Raw genomic sequence first — 16291 nt, 5'->3', positions numbered from 1 at the left:
CACAGGAAGGTAATCGTGTCCGGTGGCATGGCTGGGCTTCAAACCCAGTTGGGGGCGTCAGACGCTCCCAGGTAGGTTCGACTCCTACTACTTTCCGCCAACTTGCAGGCCCAAATCATCATGAACGATACTGTTTCGACACCAGATAAGCCCCGTCTTACTTCACTCTCCCACGGAGGAGGCTGCGGCTGCAAAATCGCACCAGGTGTGTTGTCGGAACTGCTTTCCCATATGCCTGCAGCACAACCCTATGCGGCATTGCTGGTAGGCAATGAAACCTCTGATGACGCAGCGGTGTATCAGCTCAACGAGCAGCAAGCGTTAATCGCCACTACCGATTTTTTCATGCCTATAGTCGATGATCCCTACGACTTCGGCCGAATTGCCGCTACCAACGCGCTATCGGATGTCTATGCCATGGGTGGCACGCCGATCATGGCGCTGGCGCTTGTTGGCATGCCTATCAATGTGCTCTCCAAGGCTGATATCGCTGGCATTCTGCAGGGCGGTGCTGCAGTGTGCAATCAAGCGGGCATCCCTATTGCCGGCGGGCACTCCATAGACTCCGTCGAGCCCATATACGGGTTGGCGGCCATGGGTCTGGCGCATCCCAAGCATATCAAACGTAATGCCGATGCCCAGGCAGGCGATGTGTTGGTGTTGGGCAAGGCATTAGGCGTCGGTATCCTGTCGGCAGCTCTGAAAAAGAACATACTCGGCGACGACGGCTATCGCTCAATGATAGACAGCACCACTCAATTAAACACGCCCGGTGCTATTTTGGGTAAGTTAAGTGGCGTTCATGCAATAACAGACGTCACGGGTTTCGGCCTGCTGGGCCATACCCTGGAAGTTGCAAGAGCCTCAGGCTTGTCAGCCAGGCTGCGTTATTCCGATTTGCCTTGGCTAGAGGGCGTAAGCGAGTTCGCGGTACAAGGGGTCATTACTGGTGCATCAGGTCGAAATTGGGACTCCATTGCTGAGTCTGTCTCGCTTAGCTCCCAGTTAAACGAAACTATGCGCGCCCTGCTGTGTGATCCTCAAACTTCAGGTGGCTTGCTGGTAGCCTGCGCGCCCGAGGCTGTGGCAGAAGTGCTGAATATCTTTCACTCTGAAGGCTTTGGACACGCCGCAATCGTTGGCGAGTTGCATAGTGAAGGGCCGTTGGTGCAGGTCGAGGCGTAGAGGGGTTTTTCTCTATTAAAAAAAGCAGCGTATTTCGCTGCTTTTTTTGGTCTATTCCTACAGGGTGGCGATGGAAGAACCGGGGGCTTCTGTAGAAGTAGAAGAGACTCGTTATTACTTGGAAGGTTGAAAACCCAGCAAATTAGAAAGCTCAGTAGCTGCGTTATACACGGTATCGACTAGCTGTTGCGAGTTCAGATTGCCCTTAGCTAAATGACCCACAGGAATAGTGACACCAAGCACGGCAATAATAGTGCCTTGGCTGTTTCGCACTGCTACTGCAGCACTAGCCACTTCAGGCTCAAAATATCCTTCATCCAAACCATAGCCACGTTTGGCATCTTGAAGAATTAACTCATATAAAGCCTCAACAGTTGTAGCTGTACGGGCAGAGAATCTCTTTAAATTGTTGTCTGGATACAAGCGTCGCAGGTCTTCTAATTGCATATCACTCAATAAAACACGGCCTAATAACGTTGCGTGCAAGGGTAAGCGAGTACCTATATGCACAGTACTCACAAAAGGCGTAGGCGCCGCCACTTTCCCAATGATTACTGCACTGTGCTCGTCACGCATGGCCAAGTTACAAGACAGACCTGTCTCATCTCGCACGCGTTCCAAAATGGGCTGACTTAGTTCGGTTAATTCTAAAGAGGCTAGGTACTCAAAGCCAAGTCTGAGAATGGCCATGCCTAAACGATAGGTATGGCCGCCTTCAACCCGCTGTACAAACCCCAGACTCTCCAACGTATTTAGTAAACGAAAGGTGGTCGTGCGGGGGATACCCAATCGCTTCGCAAGTTCGGGGGCAGCCAATACTTGTTCATTTCTATTGAATTCTGATAACAGACGTAGACCACGTTCCAAACCTGGAACGGAATAGCGGTCTTGTGTCTGTGTTGGGGGTTGCTCGCTCATTGGTCTCTCAGTTAATCAAACTTAGTGCCTAGTCTTAAGTATAAGTGGGGAAGTTTTTTTACGACAGCTTTGCTCATACCTTTGCTTTATTACTAAAAGCGTAATTCCGGGTTAAAGGGTTTTTACCCATTTATTTCTGAGTTTAAACAAAACTATACTTCATTCGTTCCAAGTATAAAACATTGTTTCATATACGGTATAAAAATAAAGTTTATTTTTCAGGAGAGGAGAATGTTTCTTAGAAAAGTGGTGCCTGTTCTAGCTCTTGTAGCACCCGTAGCAGTCTGTGCGCAGAGTAGTAACGTGCAACTGTATGGAGTGATAGATAGTGGGGTCCGCTATGACAAGATGGTTGATGGCTCCAGTAAGTTCGGCGTGGCAAGTGGTATAGCGGGGCAGTCGCGATTCGGTTTGAGAGGAAGTGAAGACCTGGGCAATGGTTATGCTGTCACCTTTAATCTAGAAGGCGGTTTTTTGACCACTACGGGGGCGCACACTCAGGGAAGAATGTTTGGGCGCCAAGCCACTTTGGGGCTTCAAGGTGGCTTTGGTGAGATACGTATCGGTCGACAAACCGTATTCGGTTATGCCTGGTCACCTTTCATCATTAGTCCTTTCGGTGTTGCTTGGTCAGGCAACTCGGTGGGATCCACCTTTGGTTATAAAAGCGGTGACTATGGCCCAGATGGCCGTTTAAATAATGCGATCGTTTATCAGACCCCGGTCGTGGGGGTTGGAGGCGGGGATTGGTTACAGCTTTTCAACGGACGATGTACAGGCCGCGGGTGCTTCAAATAACAATAGAGTGCTGACAGCTGGGCTGCGTTATAGCAGTGGCCCTTTGCGTGCAGCACTAACATACGAGCGTCTGAATCCCAAGCGTGATTCTAATAAGCGCAATGCGCAGAACTACCAGCTAGGTGTTTCTTACGACTTTGATGTGGTAAAGGCTTTTGCCGGTTTTAACGAACAACGTAATATAAATGCTAACCCGACACCCGGCTATATTGCCGCAGGCAACCGCCGTGATCGCGCTTATAGCCTCGGCTTTTCGGTGCCTACAGGAAAATCAGGTACGACCATGCTGACTTATCAGAGGGCCGTGTTATCGAAGAATCACGGCTTTGCTGCTGCATACCGCCACCAGTTATCTAAACGTACTAGCTTATATGCCATGGGCAATTTGTTCGAGGTACGTAATCACGCCACCGCTACCGATCATAATAAGCGTCAGTTTGGTGCAGGAATTCAACACGCTTTTTGATGTGGTTTTATAGAGTAAATGAGGAAAGAAATGAACGATTTGAAACCTGAGCAAGGCACACCAGTTCCTGATCAAGAAAACCCTTTATTTGCAAGTTGGAAACGACCTACAGATAAAAGTCTATTGGAATGGATAGAGACCCGAGTCTCGCGCAAGAAAACTCGTCAGTACGATTGGAACGCATTAGGCTGGCAAGCTGACGTGAATCCCTTATATCGACGTGCACAAACTCGCTATATTGGTACAGGAGCAGCGGGTGTACAGCATGACGCTAATGTGATTCCTGCGGAGCACTTTACTTTTTCGACCATGATTCTGCCCGCTGGATGCGAAGGTCCCTTGCATGTACATCATGACGTAGAGGAAGCGTTTTTTATTTTGCGCGGTGATGCGGTGCGACTGTTTTTGGAGTATCAAGGTGAACGATGCGAATTAGTGCTAAATGAGCGCGACGTCATTTCTGTTCCTCCAGGTGTTTACAGGGGCTTGCGTAACGAAGGGCAAGAAGAGGCTCTGATGTGTGTGATGTTGGGCGCTAACCGTCCTGATTTGCCGGAATATCCCGCAGATCATCCTCTGACAGCTGCTAAGAAGGCACGAGCACAGGCAGCCGCAGTGGTAAAAAGCTAGACTAAATCATAAGCTGGAGAGCTTTCATGAATCGTAGAAAATTTCTAATTAACAGCATTGGGGCCGCCGGTGCGTTGAGCTTGCCTTTCGCTTCAAGCGTTGCATTTTCTCAATCTAGAGGAACTTACACGTACCTTACTCCCATGACGCTATCGTTGGCTTTTGCCCCGATTCTATACCCTAGTGCAATGGGGGAGTATGAAAAGCTCGGCCTGGACGTCAAGGTTGAGGTGGGCCGTGGTGCCGGCCAGGTTATCCAATTGGTGGCTGCGAAACAGGTTGAGTCCGGGCGTACGGGTGGCGCTAACTATATGGCAGCTCGCGCTAAAGATAACTCGGATGTTGTTGCGTTTGCCACGGTCGCGCAAATATCGCCTTTTGTTGTGATTTCATCAGAAGAGAAGCCTGTACGTGACGTGAAAGAGCTAGAAGGAAAAATTATAGGTATGGCCTCTTTCGGGGGCTCTATGGAGGCCACTCTGAATTTGATGCTGGCAAAGGCGGGAATAGATCCCCAGTCAGTACGTCGAGAGCGCGTTGCCGATGGCCCTGCATCTTTTGCTATGGTCGAGGCGGGACGCATTCAAGCATTTTTCGGTAATACCAGTACCGTTTCTCGACTGCGCGCCGAAGATTATCCTCTGCAGGTAATGGCGGTAGACGATGGTGTGCCAGGACAAGTGTACGTAGCACGCGAAGCAGATCTTGAGGCAAATCGCGATCAGCATGTCACTTTTTTGAAAGGGGCGCGTGAAGCGGTGTTACGTATGGCGGATATGGATGATCAGGAGTTACTGGAAGCTATCCGTATTATTGGGAATAAGTACGACGTGCCGGGTATTCAGAAAGAGGACATTGCGTTGAGTGATCTAAAAGGCAATCGTGACTTATGGTTGGCTCATGGTAAAGAAAACATCCTCCGTAATGTGCCTGAGCAATGGGAGCAGGGCAAGAAGCTGTTGGTAAGTGCCGGGCTCATGGAAGACACCTCTCGTCATCTTTATGATAACGATATTTGGGAGGCGACCCTTGCTTGATAGTCATAATGAAGCTCAGGTTGAGCGTCAGAAAGTCGTTACTTTTGATAATGTAACTAAGCACTTCGAAACCCGTACTGGTACAACGATAGCCCTAGAGAACATTAATCAGCATATCTATGCAGGTGAATTTGTAGCCGTGATCGGGCCATCAGGTTGTGGGAAGTCTACATTGCTGCGTTTGCTATGTGGCTTAGAGCAACCAACATCGGGGAAGGTCCTCTTACCCTTTAACGGGGCCAAAGCAAACTCTGCTATTGGGGTGGCGTTTCAGGAGCATCGTTTGCTACCTTGGCTCAACATCCAGAAAAACATTTTATTGCCTAAGCTCATGCAAGGCAGCGTTAACGCTGAGGACGAGAAGCGCGCAATGACCTTGTCCGAAATGGTCGGCTTAAAAGGTTTCGAGGAAAAGAGACCTTCGGAGCTATCCGGTGGTATGCGACAGCGTGCTTCGTTTGCTCGGGCATTGTTTTCTCGTCCAAGTTTGTTGTTATTGGATGAGCCTTTTGGAGCGTTAGACGCATTGACACGCGAGAAGATCATTGCGGATGCGGAAGAAATCTGGATGGATCAAAAATTTGGTGCGTTTCTTATCACCCACTCAATTAGTGAGGCAGTGCACTTGGCAGACCGGGTTTTGGTAATGTCGGCCCGCCCTGGGCGTATCGTGGCTGAAGTTCCCATCACGCTTGAGCGGCCGCGCACCAACTTCTTGAGTGACCCTGAGTTCACCCGTCTCTGCGACGAATTGCGTCATCATTTGGAGCTGTAACGTGAATCGACTCCTCATACAAGTTATTTCGGTGATAGTTTTTTCTTGCTATGGAAAGGATACGTCTCGTTTTTCGGCGTTTCTCCATTAGTTTTGCCTCCTCCAGAGGATGTCTTAAATGCATTGATACGGCTAATGCAGCGAGATGACACCTATTACCATATTTATACGACTTTAGCTGAGTGTCTGGGCGGCTTTTGCATCGCTGTCATTTTTGGCACGGTAATGGGGCAGTTACTTGGCCGCATTGCTATTCTGGACACCATCTTTAAGCCTTTTGTGATCGCTTTGCAGTTGACACCTAAAGTCGCGCTGATTCCTTTGTTTATTTTATGGTTCGGTTTTGGCATTGAATCCAAGATCATCATTTCGGCTTTACTAGCCTTTTTTCCAGTGTTTTCTAATAGCTATCTCGGGGCTAAGTCTGTCGACACAGGGCTGATTGAGGTTTTTCATGTGGGTCAAGCTAGCTCCTGGCAACGTTTTCGTTTGCTGGTGATACCTGCGTCACTGCCTTATATTCTGACCGGAATGGAAATGGCGATTGTCTTGGCCATCATCGGTGCAGTGGTATCGGAGTTCGTGGCAGGCTCAAGAGGGCTAGGTTATTTGGCTACGATTAAGTTGCAAGATTTAGAGGTTGATACCTTATTTGCAGTGGTGATTTTGCTCGCAATGATTGGCTTTGTGCTCTATTTTTCGGTCGGTTCAATTCGTAAGGTTGTGATCCCATGGCACGAGTCTGCACAAAGAGCTAAGCATTAAAGAGAGGTTGGATTATGCAAAGCTATTCTTCCCCACCCCCTGTGCCCCCTCGTTCTTACAAAGCGACGGTTCGGATGAATGTTTTGTATTGCTGCATGGTATTAGCTCCGGTGCGGCCTCCTGGAGCAAACAGCTAATGACTCAGGGGGAGCGTTATCGCTTATTAGCCTGGGATGCGCCGGGCTACGGCGGTAGTGCTCTGCTTAATACGTCGACGCCTACGGCCAGAGACTACGCGCATAGCTTGAAGCAACTGGTTACTGAGCAAAAGCTGGAGCGCTTCACTTTGGTCGGACATTCTTTGGGCGCGCTGATGGCCAGTGCTTATGCCGCTCTGTATCCGGAGGACGTGCAAAAGCTGGTGCTTGCAAGCGTTGCGCAGGGCTACGGTTTGGCGAGTGCCGAGAAAAAACAGCAGGTCTACCAGATGCGTCCACAGATGCTGGCGCGTCTTGGTCCCGATGGATTGGCAAAAGAGCGTGGTCCGGCTCTGTTGGGACAGCCTACCGAAGCGAATTTGGCACTGGTAAAAAAGTCATGTCCGGGCTCACACAGCAAGGTTTCGAGGCGGCGTCTTATTTACTCGCTTATGACAGTATCGGGCACTATCTGGCTGAGGTTCGCTGTCCGATCCAAATGATTGCGGGGCTCGAAGACAGCATTACGCCTCTTGCGGATATGCAGCTCTTACAACAGCGTTATCCGCACATTGAACTGGCATCCATCGCGCACGCAGGACACCTGCTGTATGTGGATCAGCCTGAGCAGTTCGATGCCTTGGTTTTTAAGCCTGGGCCAGTACATAAATCATAGAGCAAGCATCATGAGTTTTTTAATTGAGGATAAGGTGGCTGTCGTCACAGGCGGTTCATCGGGTATTGGTCTGGAAACGGTACGGCTGTTGTTGCAGCACGGGGCGAAAGTGGCATGGTGCGGGCGCGATGTTTCTCGCTTGCAGGCGTCAATGGAAAGCCTGGCGGCCGAGTATTCGGCCGAAGATATGTATATCCAGCAATGCGATGTACTGGATAAGGCATCAGTACATCGCTTCATTGGGACAACTGCGGCGACGTTCGGCCAGATCGATATGCTGATTAACAATGCCGGTCAGGGGATGGTAGCGGATTTCGAAAGTACGCAAGATGAAGACTGGCTCAGTGAAGTGCAACTGAAGTATTTCAGTGTGCTGAATCCGGTGAGGTGCGTGCTGCCTTATCTGCGGAAATCGACCATTGCCTCTGTTAGCAATGTGAATTCGCTATTGGCGCTTAAGCCGGAAACGCACATGATTGCCACATCGGCGGCCAGGGCAGGTTTGTTAAATCTTAGCAAGAACCTGGCCCATGAATTTATTAAGGATGGGGTTCGGGTCAACTCTATTCTGATCGGCATGGTTGAGTCAGGCCAGTGGCAGCGCCGTTATCAGAATCGTTCAGACCTTGAGCAGAGCTGGGAAGACTGGATAGCAGGTATTGCCCAGAAACGGGGCATTCCAATGGGGCGCTTAGGAAAACCCGTAGAAGCCGCCCGGGCACTGGTTTTTCTGGCCTCACCATTATCGTCCTACACCACGGGTTCCGTAATTGATGTGTCCGGTGGATTTAGCAAAGAAATTTAAGGCGGTAGAGATGAAGAAAATAGCATTTATTGGTTATGGCGCAATGGCCAGAACAGTGCAGAACTATTTACCAGACACTGTGCAGTTGGGGTGGGTCGTGGTGATGGAGCATAGCCGTGAGGCCTTGCAGCAAGAGTTAGGCACAGGGGTACAGGTTGTTAGCCATATTCAGGATATCGCAGGCAGCCCGGAGCTGGTGCTAGAGATGGCAGGCCAGGAAGGCCTGAAAGCGCATGTGTTCGATGTGCTGCAGCGGGGATGGAACCTTGCTGTTATTTCTGTCGGAGCTTTTGCTGATAGTCAGTTTGAACAAGCGGTACGTCAGACTGCGACACAGAACGATGCACAGGTTTTTGTTCTGCCAGGTGCGATTGCCGGTGTAGATGGTCTTGCTGCTGCACGCACGATGGGACTAGATACCGTGGTGTATCAAGGGCGTAAGCGTCCGGCTAGCTGGAAAGGCAGCCATGCCGAAACCCTGGTTGATTTGGATGCCTTAACCGAAGCCACGGTGTTCTTTAAAGGGACTGCCCGCGAAGCCGCTCGTCTGTTTCCCGCCAATGCAAACGTAGCGGCAACGATTGCTTTGGCCGGCGTGGGAATGGATGCCACTCAGGTTGAGCTGATTGCTGATCCTGCCATGAGCCGTAATCAGCATCTGATAAGGGCTGAGGGAGGTTTTGGGGAAATGCAGATCGAAATGCAGGGGGTGTCCCTGGCCGATAACCCTAAAACCTCGACCTTGGCGGCCTTAAGCGTGGTTCGCGCCTGCCAGCAGGTAGGCGACGCTCTGGTCATTTAATTAGGGTAATAAGAATGAAAGCATTGTTTTTGGCCGGAGAGTGGCAAGAAGGTCGGGGGCCAGCGGGACGCAGTTTTTTTCCTGCTGATGGCAGCCTGAACACGGAGTTTTCCACAGCCAGCACCGAGGATGTAGCTGAGGCGATTAGTAAGGCGAATCAAGCGTGGCAACTGCCAGGCTGGCGTAACAGTTTACCGATGGAGCGAGCTCGCGTTCTTTACCGCGTGGCCGATCTTATTGAGCGTGATGCATCGCGTTTGGCGGCTTTGCAAACGCGGGATAACGGTAAGCCCTTAAGCGAAACACGTGGTTTGGTCATGAGCGCAGCGGCTACCGCACGCTATACAGCAGCGAGTCTGGAAACCCTGGATGCCGAGCTTACTAACCCCCGCTCCCGTGATCTGCTCACCATGAGCGTTTATGAGCCACTCGGCGTGGTCGCTGCCATTACGCCCTGGAATTCGCCTATTGCTTCAGAGATGCAAAAGCTGGCGCCAGCCTTGGCAGCTGGCAATTCGGTGGTATTGAAACCTGCAGAGCTTACATCTTTAGCGGCTTTAGAGCTAGCCAAGCTCTTTGAGGAAGCAGGGCTGCCCAAAGGTCTGCTTAGCGTGCTGCCGGGTAAAGGTTCTGTGGTAGGGGATGCCATGGTAAAGCATCCCTTGGTTAAGAAAATTTCCTTTACCGGCGGTACCGCTACAGGACGCCAATTGGCGCACATTGCTGCTGAGCGCTTAATCGGTACTTCGTTAGAGCTGGGCGGCAAGTCGCCAACCATCGTGCTGGACGATGCCGATGTAGACATTGCGGTAAATGGGGTGATTTACGGTATTTTCAGTTCAGCGGGACAAGCGTGTATCGCAGGTTCGCGTTTATTCGTACATGCCAGCCTATACGATAGTTTTGTCCAGAGGCTGGTTGAGAAAGCAGCTCAGTTGCGTGTTGGTCACCCCGAGCACGAGGGTACTCAAATTGGCCCGCTAATTGATGAAAAGCATCTGCAGTCAGTCGATGCCTACGTACAGCAGGCCGTGGCAGAGGGCGGAGAGGTTTTATTGGGCGGGCAAAGGCTTGAACAAGGGGAGCTTGCGAAAGGTAGCTACTATGCGCCCACGATCATTGCGGGGCTCAGCAATCAGGCAAATGTTTGCCAGGAAGAAATTTTTGGACCAGTTCTGGTCGTTATTCTTTTTGAAAATGATGAGCAGTTATTGGTTGAAGCAAACGATAGTGTTTACGGTCTTGCCGCCGGTATCTGGACCGAAAACTATAGGCGTGCCTGGCAGTTGGCCAGGGCACTGGATGTGGGGACCGTCTGGATCAACACCTATAAGAAATTCTCGATATCGACCCCCTTCGGTGGTTTTAAGGAAAGCGGTGTAGGACGGGAAAAAGGGCGTTTGAGCATTCTCTCTTATATGCAGCAAAAAAGTATTTATATTGGCCTCAGTGATAAGCCAGACCCTTGGTGTGACGTATAAAGGATAGGGACATGACAGAAAAAATAACGGTGGGTGAAGCGATTGCCCGCTTATTGGAAACACATCAGGTTAAAAACATTTACGGTGTTATTTCCATTCATAATTTACCTATCGCTGACGCTGTAGGGCGACGAGAGCAGATACATTTTGTCTGTGCCCGCGGCGAAGCAGGCAGCGTCACCATGGCCGATGCCGAGGCCCGTTTTCATGGTTTGGGGGTAGCTTTGACCAGTACCGGAGCCGGGGCTGGAAATGCAGTTGGCTCGTTGATTGAAGCATGTAATGCGGCCAGTCCGGTATTGCATTTAACCGGTCAGGTCGAGCGCGAGTACTTAGATCGTGATGCCAGTTTTATACACGAGGCCAAAGATCAATTAGGTTTTTTACGAGCCTCAAGTAAGGCGGCGTATCGGATCACCAGTCCGGAAAACGCAGTGGGTATTGTTCAAGAGGCTATCCGCGTGGCAAAGACAGTGCCCATGGGGCCGGTTAGTGTGGAAATCCCCATTGATGTACAGGCCGCAGAAATTGAAGTGCCACACGAGCTGCAGCCGGCGCAGGCGCTGCAGTTACCCGCCTTGACGCCAGCCGATCGCGATTTGCTAAGCCAAAAGCTACGACAGGCAAAACGCCCAATCATTTGGATAGGAGGGGCGCTTTGCATGCGACGGAGGAGCTAAGGGAACTGGCCGACCTAGGCATACCCATTGTGTCCTCAACGCATGCCAGGGGCGTGTTGCCCGATAGTCATCCGCGAAGCTTAGGTGCTTTCCATAATTCGGCCGCCGTAGAAACGTTGTTGGCCTCGGCTGATTTGGCATTGGTAGTGGGTTCACGCTTGCGAAGCAACGAGACCAAGACCTATTCCATACAGTTTCCTGAAGAGCTGATCCAGGTGGATGCCGCGCCAGCCGCTCAGCAGCGTAATTATGCTGTCCGTCATTTTATCTGCGCGGAAGCCAGGGAAACTCTTGCTGCGTTGGTACAGGATCTTGCGGGTCACAGCTTCACAAGTGCTGCCTATGATGAGGAAATCCGTCAAGCGCGTACGGATGCCGTGGCTCAGCTTACTGAACAGCTAGGCCCTTATGCCGAGATTTGTTTTGCACTGCGAGAGGCCTTGCCCAAGGACGGTATTCTGGTGCGCGATATCACCATGTCGGGTAGCACCTGGGGCAGTCGTTTGTTTCCCGTAGAAGCGCCACTGCGCAATATCCATTCTCTGGCGGGGGCGATCGGCCTGGGCCTGGCACATGCCATAGGCTCAGCCAAAGCCAATCCTGATAAAAAAGTGGTGGCTCTGGTTGGCGATGGAGGCTTGATGCTGGGCATCGGAGAAATTGCCACGATGGTGCAAGAGCAGAGCAACCTGGTGCTGCTGGTGATGAATGATGGTGGCTATGGTGTGATGCGCGGAATACAAAATAAGTATTTCGATGACCGCCAGTACTTTAACCAGCTGCATACCCCCAGCTATAAAGACCTTGGGACGTCAATGGGGTGCCAGAGCTATTTAGCTACGTCTGTGGCTGAGTTTAAAGATGTGATTCAGCAAGCTATCGCCTACATCGGTCCTTCAGTCGTAGAGGTAGATATGAACAGCATCGGCCCGCTCAATTTCGCTGGCCCCCGCAGAAGAAGCTGTATTAATAAAGGTCCGGCACGGCATCGTAAAACCTCCCTAAGGACAGCTGCTAATATATTGCTATGGACCATCACGATGGCTTGATGCCCGCTGATCCTTGCAATGGTTATTGGCATGACAGGCCTGATAAAGGCCTGACGGTGACCTAAGGAGCTGTTATCGCGTCGGCCCCCTTAATTGAAGCCTTGTCTTGGGCAGGCTTTGCATGGCTGGCTGTTGGCGGTGTGGTGTACACCGTAGGCATAATTTTTTATGCTATCGACCATAAGTGGTCTTATGGTCATGGCGTCTGGCATTTGTTTGTGTTGGGTGGCAGCGCCTGCCATTACTTTACGCTGGTTTTTTATGTTGCCTGAAGCATCAATTCGCGCGCCCGCCCTGGGTGGGTTACCACAAAGTTGGCGCGCGTTTTTTTACTTGCTGGGAGCTTCGCTAATTTTTTGAATCTTGCTGCCTTCCAGTGAAACGCCTGCTACCAAGCCGGCATTCGTCATCACAAATCCGATAACCTCTTCGCCGGCTGTGTTGGTGCCTATGCTGCCATTTGCCCCTATGTTAGCTACGGCGACAGTAGCATCCACGCCCGCTGTCCAGCCGTTGCTAGCACGGAAATTATCCAGGGCTTCCTGAGTCATAAACAGCATGACGACAGCTTTGGACTGAACCCCTGCCTGAAAGCCTATAGATCCGCCGGATAGGCTGTAGTAGCCATCGTTGTTGCCATTTGTTCTAAGTACCCCATTGCCATGTTCACCACCTACCACAAAGCTGGCGCTTAACACCTTGGGAAACACCAGCACGCCCTTGGCATTGGCTACCAGCTCTCTGGACTCGGGTGCCGCCTGATAAAGCCTGTCCAGGGCGGCGCTGGTGCCAGTGTTGATTTCGGCTTTCTGCTGTGCGGCGCTAGCGTCGTCCTTGGGCAGAGTGGTGGTGCAGCCCGTAAAGGCGAGCCCGGCGATGGTCATCGCCAGTATGCTCAGGGTTTTACTGTGTAATACGGACATTTTTCGCATGGTCGATCTCCGTGGGGCTGAAAGAGACATTAGACCTGCACACGCAGACCATTAGCAAGCGGTATGTTCGCGGGTCTGGCTTTATTCAGCATAAAGTCACACACCGTAATTTTAAGCGGCTATAGCCGCCGCCCGCCGCTGCCGCGCTTCATTTAGCAGATACACCTGATAATCGTCCAGGTCGCCTTCGAAGCCCGTTACTCCGCCACGCGACACTAGCCAGAACTCGTCGCAAACCGAGCGTAGCAAGGCGCGGTCGTGACTGACCAGCATGACCGAACCCTGGAACTCATTCAGGGCCACACTCAGCGCTTCTCGTGTGACCAGATCCAAGTGGTTGGTAGGTTCATCCAGCAGCAATAAGTTAGGACGCTGCCATACGATCATGCACAGTACCAAGCGTGCTTTTTCACCGCCACTCATGCTGCCTACGGCCTGTTTGACCATATCACCGCTAAAGTTAAAGGTGCCCAGGAAATTGCGCAGACCCTGCTCACGACAGTCCATGGCGCTGGGCCGTATATTGGCGGGAATTTCCCGCGCTAGGCGCATCATATGTTCCAGGGGCGTTTCGCTTGGATGCAGCACATCCAGTTCTTGTTGTGAAAAATAACCGATGTTCAGGCCTTTACCACGAAGAAACTCGCCGGCAACGGGTTGCAGCGCGTCGGCTACGGTTTTAACGAGTGTGGATTTGCCCTGGCCATTGGCGCCCAGGATGCCGATGCGTTGGCCTGCCAAGACCGAGCGGCTGATTTGGCGCACGATAGTCGTAGGACTGGTTCCCGAGGGGGCGTCGGCGGGAGCCGGGTAGCCTATGCTGGCGTCGGATATGGTCAACATGGGATTGGGCAGGCTGGCTGGTTCCTTGAAGCTGAATTGAAAGTCGGCATCTGCCAGTACCGGTGCAATTTTTTCCATGCGTTCCAGGGCCTTGATGCGGCTTTGGGCCTGCTTGGCTTTACTGGCCGTGGCTTTGAAGCGATTAATAAACTTTTGCAGATGGGCCGCTTTTTCTTGTTGCTTGGCCTGTGCGCCTTGCTGCAGCAGCATCTGTTCGGCCCGCATATCTTCGAATTTGCTGTAATTGCCGCTATAGCGCACCAGTTTGCCGTGGTCTATATGCAAAGTTACGCTGGTGATGGAGTCCAGGAACTCTCTGTCATGGCTAATGACCACCATGGTGCCGGTATAGTTTTTTAACCAAGCCTCCAGCCAGACCAAGGCATCCAGATCCAAGTGGTTGGTGGGTTCGTCCAATAACAGCAGGTCTGATGGCGACATTAGCGCACGCGCCAATTGCAGACGCATGCGCCACCCGCCAGAAAAACTATTGACCGGCCTGTCCAGTTCAGCAACGGTAAAGCCCAGCCCCAGTATCAGGGCTTGTGCCCGTGCGGGGGCATCGTGTGCCCCCGCGTCCTGCAAGGCCATGTAGGCATAGGCGATGCGCATGCCGTCTTCGCCAGCCTCTGAGGCCGTTACTTCTGCCTGGGCCGCTTGCAGTACGGTGTCGCCTTCGATCACGAAGTCGGTGGCACTTTGCCCGGTTTCAGGCATGTCCTGGGCGACTTGGGCCATGCGCCAGGTCGCAGGAATGGAAAAATCACCACCGTCTTCGCGCAGGCTGCCGTTAAGTACAGCAAACAGCGACGACTTGCCCGCGCCATTACGTCCTACGAGTCCGACTCTTTCGCCGGGGTTAAGAGTGACCGAGGTGCTGTCTAGCAACACCTTGCTACCGCGACGCAGGGTCACGTTTTTCAGAATTATCATGTGGGGGTTTAGGCCTGTAATAGCTGGTTTGGCCAGCCCAAGCGTAAATCAATGGGAAAGGGCCAAAATTGTAGCACTGGCGCCGGACAAACACCCGGCAAGTTTTGTATCATGGTCGCAGGTCTGTGGCAGCGCGAGTCCATTCGGCGGCGATTCCTGTTACCCCTACACAATATTAAGGAAATACTATGGCTAAGAAGGACCTGCCCGATCCGGACGAAGTGGCGCTGATTGAATGGTGCATACAGGTTGAGGGCTTGCTGGTGGCTGCTGGCGCCACTCTGCGCGAGGCACAGGACTATATAGACGAAAATGCAGAATGGTTTACTGATCTATTCTACGATGGCCTAACTCCGGAAGAAGCGGCCAAAGAAGCACTGAACTAGGCGAAGTTCAGCAGCATTCGTTCAGTTATTCGCCGTTGAGCGGACGACATGCCACGAATATTGATTAAACTAGCAGACTATATTCTTAAATGGTCTGCTGGTTTTTTATGTCTACCACCCACGAAATTCGTCCTGAACAATCCATAGAGCTATTAAAGGCGCTTCATATCTTGACGCGTGATGGCAAAATGAATCAGGATAGCCGCCGTAAGCTCAAGCAGGTCTACCATCTGTTTCAGTTTATAGAGCCCTTGCTGAAAGACCTGAAACAAGATCGTGATGCGATGACGTTGGTGGATCACGGCTCGGGCAAGTCTTACCTGGGGTTCATACTGTATGACCTGTTCTTTAAGCAGCTACAAGACCAGTCCCATTTGTACGGTATAGAAACACGAGAGGAACTGGTCGAGAGCGCCACCCAGCTAGCACAACGCCTGGGCTTTCCTGGCATGACTTTTTTGAATCTGTCGGTGGCTGACTCCATCACGTCGGACCAGCTACCCGCCACCGTAGATATGGTGACTGCATTGCATGCCTGTAATACGGCTACCGATGACGCAATACGGTTTGCCCTGCATAAACAGGCCAAATATATTGTGGTTGTGCCTTGCTGTCAGGCCGAGGTGGCACGCATACTGCGCAGCCAGAAAGCAGCCTCGTTAAGCGCTGGTGCTTTGGCTGAGCTATGGCGGCATCCTATACACACGCGAGAATTTGGCAGTCATGCCACGAATGTTTTGCGGTGTTTGCAATTAGAGGCGCATGGTTACCAGGTCACTGTGACCGAACTGGTCGGTTGGGAGCACTCGATGAAAAACGAACTTATCGTTGCGACCTATAAGAACTTGCCGCGTCGCAAAGCGACAGAGAGGTTGAGTAGTCTCTTGGGGTTGCTAGGACTGGAAGAAATGCATGAACGGTTTTTTGCGCCTGCGCCTACGACCTGATTGTCAAATTACTATTGGCTGATGCGCTTTTTGCTATGCCCTGATT

General features: G+C 51.5%; 17 protein-coding genes, 1 tRNA gene and 2 pseudogenes. 17 read left to right on the top strand and 3 right to left on the bottom strand.

The annotated features are described in order from the left end of the window. Positions 1-4 precede the first annotated feature (4 nt). Together L1889_RS13385 and selD are read left to right on the top strand one after the other, a co-directional pair. Positions 5-100, top strand: a tRNA-Sec gene (locus L1889_RS13385). A 20-nt stretch (positions 101-120) separates the two neighbouring features. Then, positions 121-1185, top strand: coding sequence for a selenide, water dikinase SelD (selD, locus tag L1889_RS13380; RefSeq protein WP_238665518.1), 1065 nt, complete (start codon positions 121-123; stop codon positions 1183-1185). Positions 1186-1299: 114 nt separating this feature from the next. Here selD and L1889_RS13375 read toward each other — a convergent pair whose 3' ends face one another. Further along, a complete protein-coding gene (locus L1889_RS13375) occupies positions 1300-2103 on the bottom strand; it encodes an IclR family transcriptional regulator (protein ID WP_238665517.1) in 804 nt (267 codons plus the stop codon). A gap of 231 nt (positions 2104-2334) precedes the next feature. On the opposite strand from L1889_RS13375, the pseudogene L1889_RS19245 reads away from it, so the two are divergent. From L1889_RS19245 to L1889_RS13310, 13 genes and pseudogenes are all read left to right on the top strand, one after another. Beyond that, a pseudogene (locus L1889_RS19245) lies at positions 2335-3367 on the top strand (porin). A gap of 30 nt (positions 3368-3397) precedes the next feature. Then, complete coding sequence (locus L1889_RS13360; RefSeq protein ID WP_238665514.1) at positions 3398-3997, top strand: cupin domain-containing protein; 600 nt, start codon at positions 3398-3400, stop codon at positions 3995-3997. A 26-nt stretch (positions 3998-4023) separates the two neighbouring features. Then, the gene (locus L1889_RS13355) at positions 4024-5034 is read left to right on the top strand and encodes an ABC transporter substrate-binding protein (RefSeq protein ID WP_238665513.1); all 1011 of its coding nucleotides are present in this window, start codon (positions 4024-4026) and stop codon (positions 5032-5034) included. Next, positions 5027-5809 (top strand): ABC transporter ATP-binding protein, encoded by a 783-nt coding sequence (locus L1889_RS13350; RefSeq protein WP_238665512.1) that lies wholly within the window; start codon positions 5027-5029, stop codon positions 5807-5809. The genes L1889_RS13355 and L1889_RS13350 overlap by 8 nt, the downstream gene beginning before the upstream one ends. Positions 5810-5944: 135 nt before the next feature. Beyond that, complete coding sequence (locus L1889_RS13345) at positions 5945-6574, top strand: ABC transporter permease (protein ID WP_238665511.1); 630 nt, start codon at positions 5945-5947, stop codon at positions 6572-6574. Positions 6575-6581: 7 nt separating this feature from the next. Beyond that, positions 6582-7214, top strand: a complete 633-nt coding sequence (locus L1889_RS13340) for an alpha/beta fold hydrolase (protein WP_308217641.1) — start codon at positions 6582-6584, stop codon at positions 7212-7214. Continuing rightward, positions 7211-7387 (top strand): alpha/beta fold hydrolase, encoded by a 177-nt coding sequence (locus tag L1889_RS13335; protein WP_238665509.1) that lies wholly within the window; start codon positions 7211-7213, stop codon positions 7385-7387. The genes L1889_RS13340 and L1889_RS13335 overlap by 4 nt, the downstream gene beginning before the upstream one ends. A gap of 10 nt (positions 7388-7397) precedes the next feature. After that, positions 7398-8192, top strand: a complete 795-nt coding sequence (locus L1889_RS13330) for an SDR family oxidoreductase (RefSeq protein WP_238665508.1) — start codon at positions 7398-7400, stop codon at positions 8190-8192. Positions 8193-8202: 10 nt separating this feature from the next. Next, complete coding sequence (locus L1889_RS13325; protein WP_238665507.1) at positions 8203-8994, top strand: aspartate dehydrogenase; 792 nt, start codon at positions 8203-8205, stop codon at positions 8992-8994. A gap of 14 nt (positions 8995-9008) precedes the next feature. Next, positions 9009-10475, top strand: a complete 1467-nt coding sequence (locus L1889_RS13320; RefSeq protein ID WP_238665506.1) for an aldehyde dehydrogenase — start codon at positions 9009-9011, stop codon at positions 10473-10475. Between the two features lie 11 nt (positions 10476-10486). Next, positions 10487-11155, top strand: a complete 669-nt coding sequence (locus L1889_RS19240) for a thiamine pyrophosphate-binding protein (RefSeq protein ID WP_372871597.1) — start codon at positions 10487-10489, stop codon at positions 11153-11155. Then, positions 11134-12204, top strand: a complete 1071-nt coding sequence (locus L1889_RS19235; protein WP_372871595.1) for a thiamine pyrophosphate-dependent enzyme — start codon at positions 11134-11136, stop codon at positions 12202-12204. The genes L1889_RS19240 and L1889_RS19235 overlap by 22 nt, the downstream gene beginning before the upstream one ends. A 68-nt stretch (positions 12205-12272) precedes the next feature. Beyond that, positions 12273-12476 (top strand): annotated as a pseudogene (locus tag L1889_RS13310) (hemolysin III family protein); the annotation flags it as partial. A gap of 57 nt (positions 12477-12533) precedes the next feature. On the opposite strand, the gene L1889_RS13305 reads toward L1889_RS13310, so the two are convergent. Next, complete coding sequence (locus L1889_RS13305) at positions 12534-13127, bottom strand: BPSL1445 family SYLF domain-containing lipoprotein (protein WP_238665942.1); 594 nt, start codon at positions 13125-13127, stop codon at positions 12534-12536. Positions 13128-13247: 120 nt separating this feature from the next. Continuing rightward, positions 13248-14912: an ABC-F family ATP-binding cassette domain-containing protein gene (locus L1889_RS13300; protein ID WP_238665505.1), complete on the bottom strand. Its 1665-nt coding sequence runs from the start codon at positions 14910-14912 to the stop codon at positions 13248-13250. A 188-nt stretch (positions 14913-15100) separates the two neighbouring features. On the opposite strand from L1889_RS13300, the gene L1889_RS13295 reads away from it, so the two are divergent. Together L1889_RS13295 and L1889_RS13290 are read left to right on the top strand one after the other, a co-directional pair. Then, positions 15101-15298: a hypothetical protein gene (locus tag L1889_RS13295; RefSeq protein WP_238665504.1), complete on the top strand. Its 198-nt coding sequence runs from the start codon at positions 15101-15103 to the stop codon at positions 15296-15298. A 107-nt stretch (positions 15299-15405) separates the two neighbouring features. Beyond that, entirely contained in the window at positions 15406-16245 is an 840-nt protein-coding gene (locus L1889_RS13290) for a class I SAM-dependent methyltransferase (protein WP_238665503.1), read from the top strand. Positions 16246-16291 lie beyond the last annotated feature (46 nt).

Source organism: Paenalcaligenes niemegkensis (assembly GCF_022230885.1).
Taxonomy (GTDB): Bacteria; Pseudomonadota; Gammaproteobacteria; order Burkholderiales; family Burkholderiaceae_B; genus Paenalcaligenes; species Paenalcaligenes niemegkensis.
The sequence above is the reverse complement of the archived record's forward strand: the minus strand, read 5'-3'. Positions and strand labels throughout refer to the sequence as shown.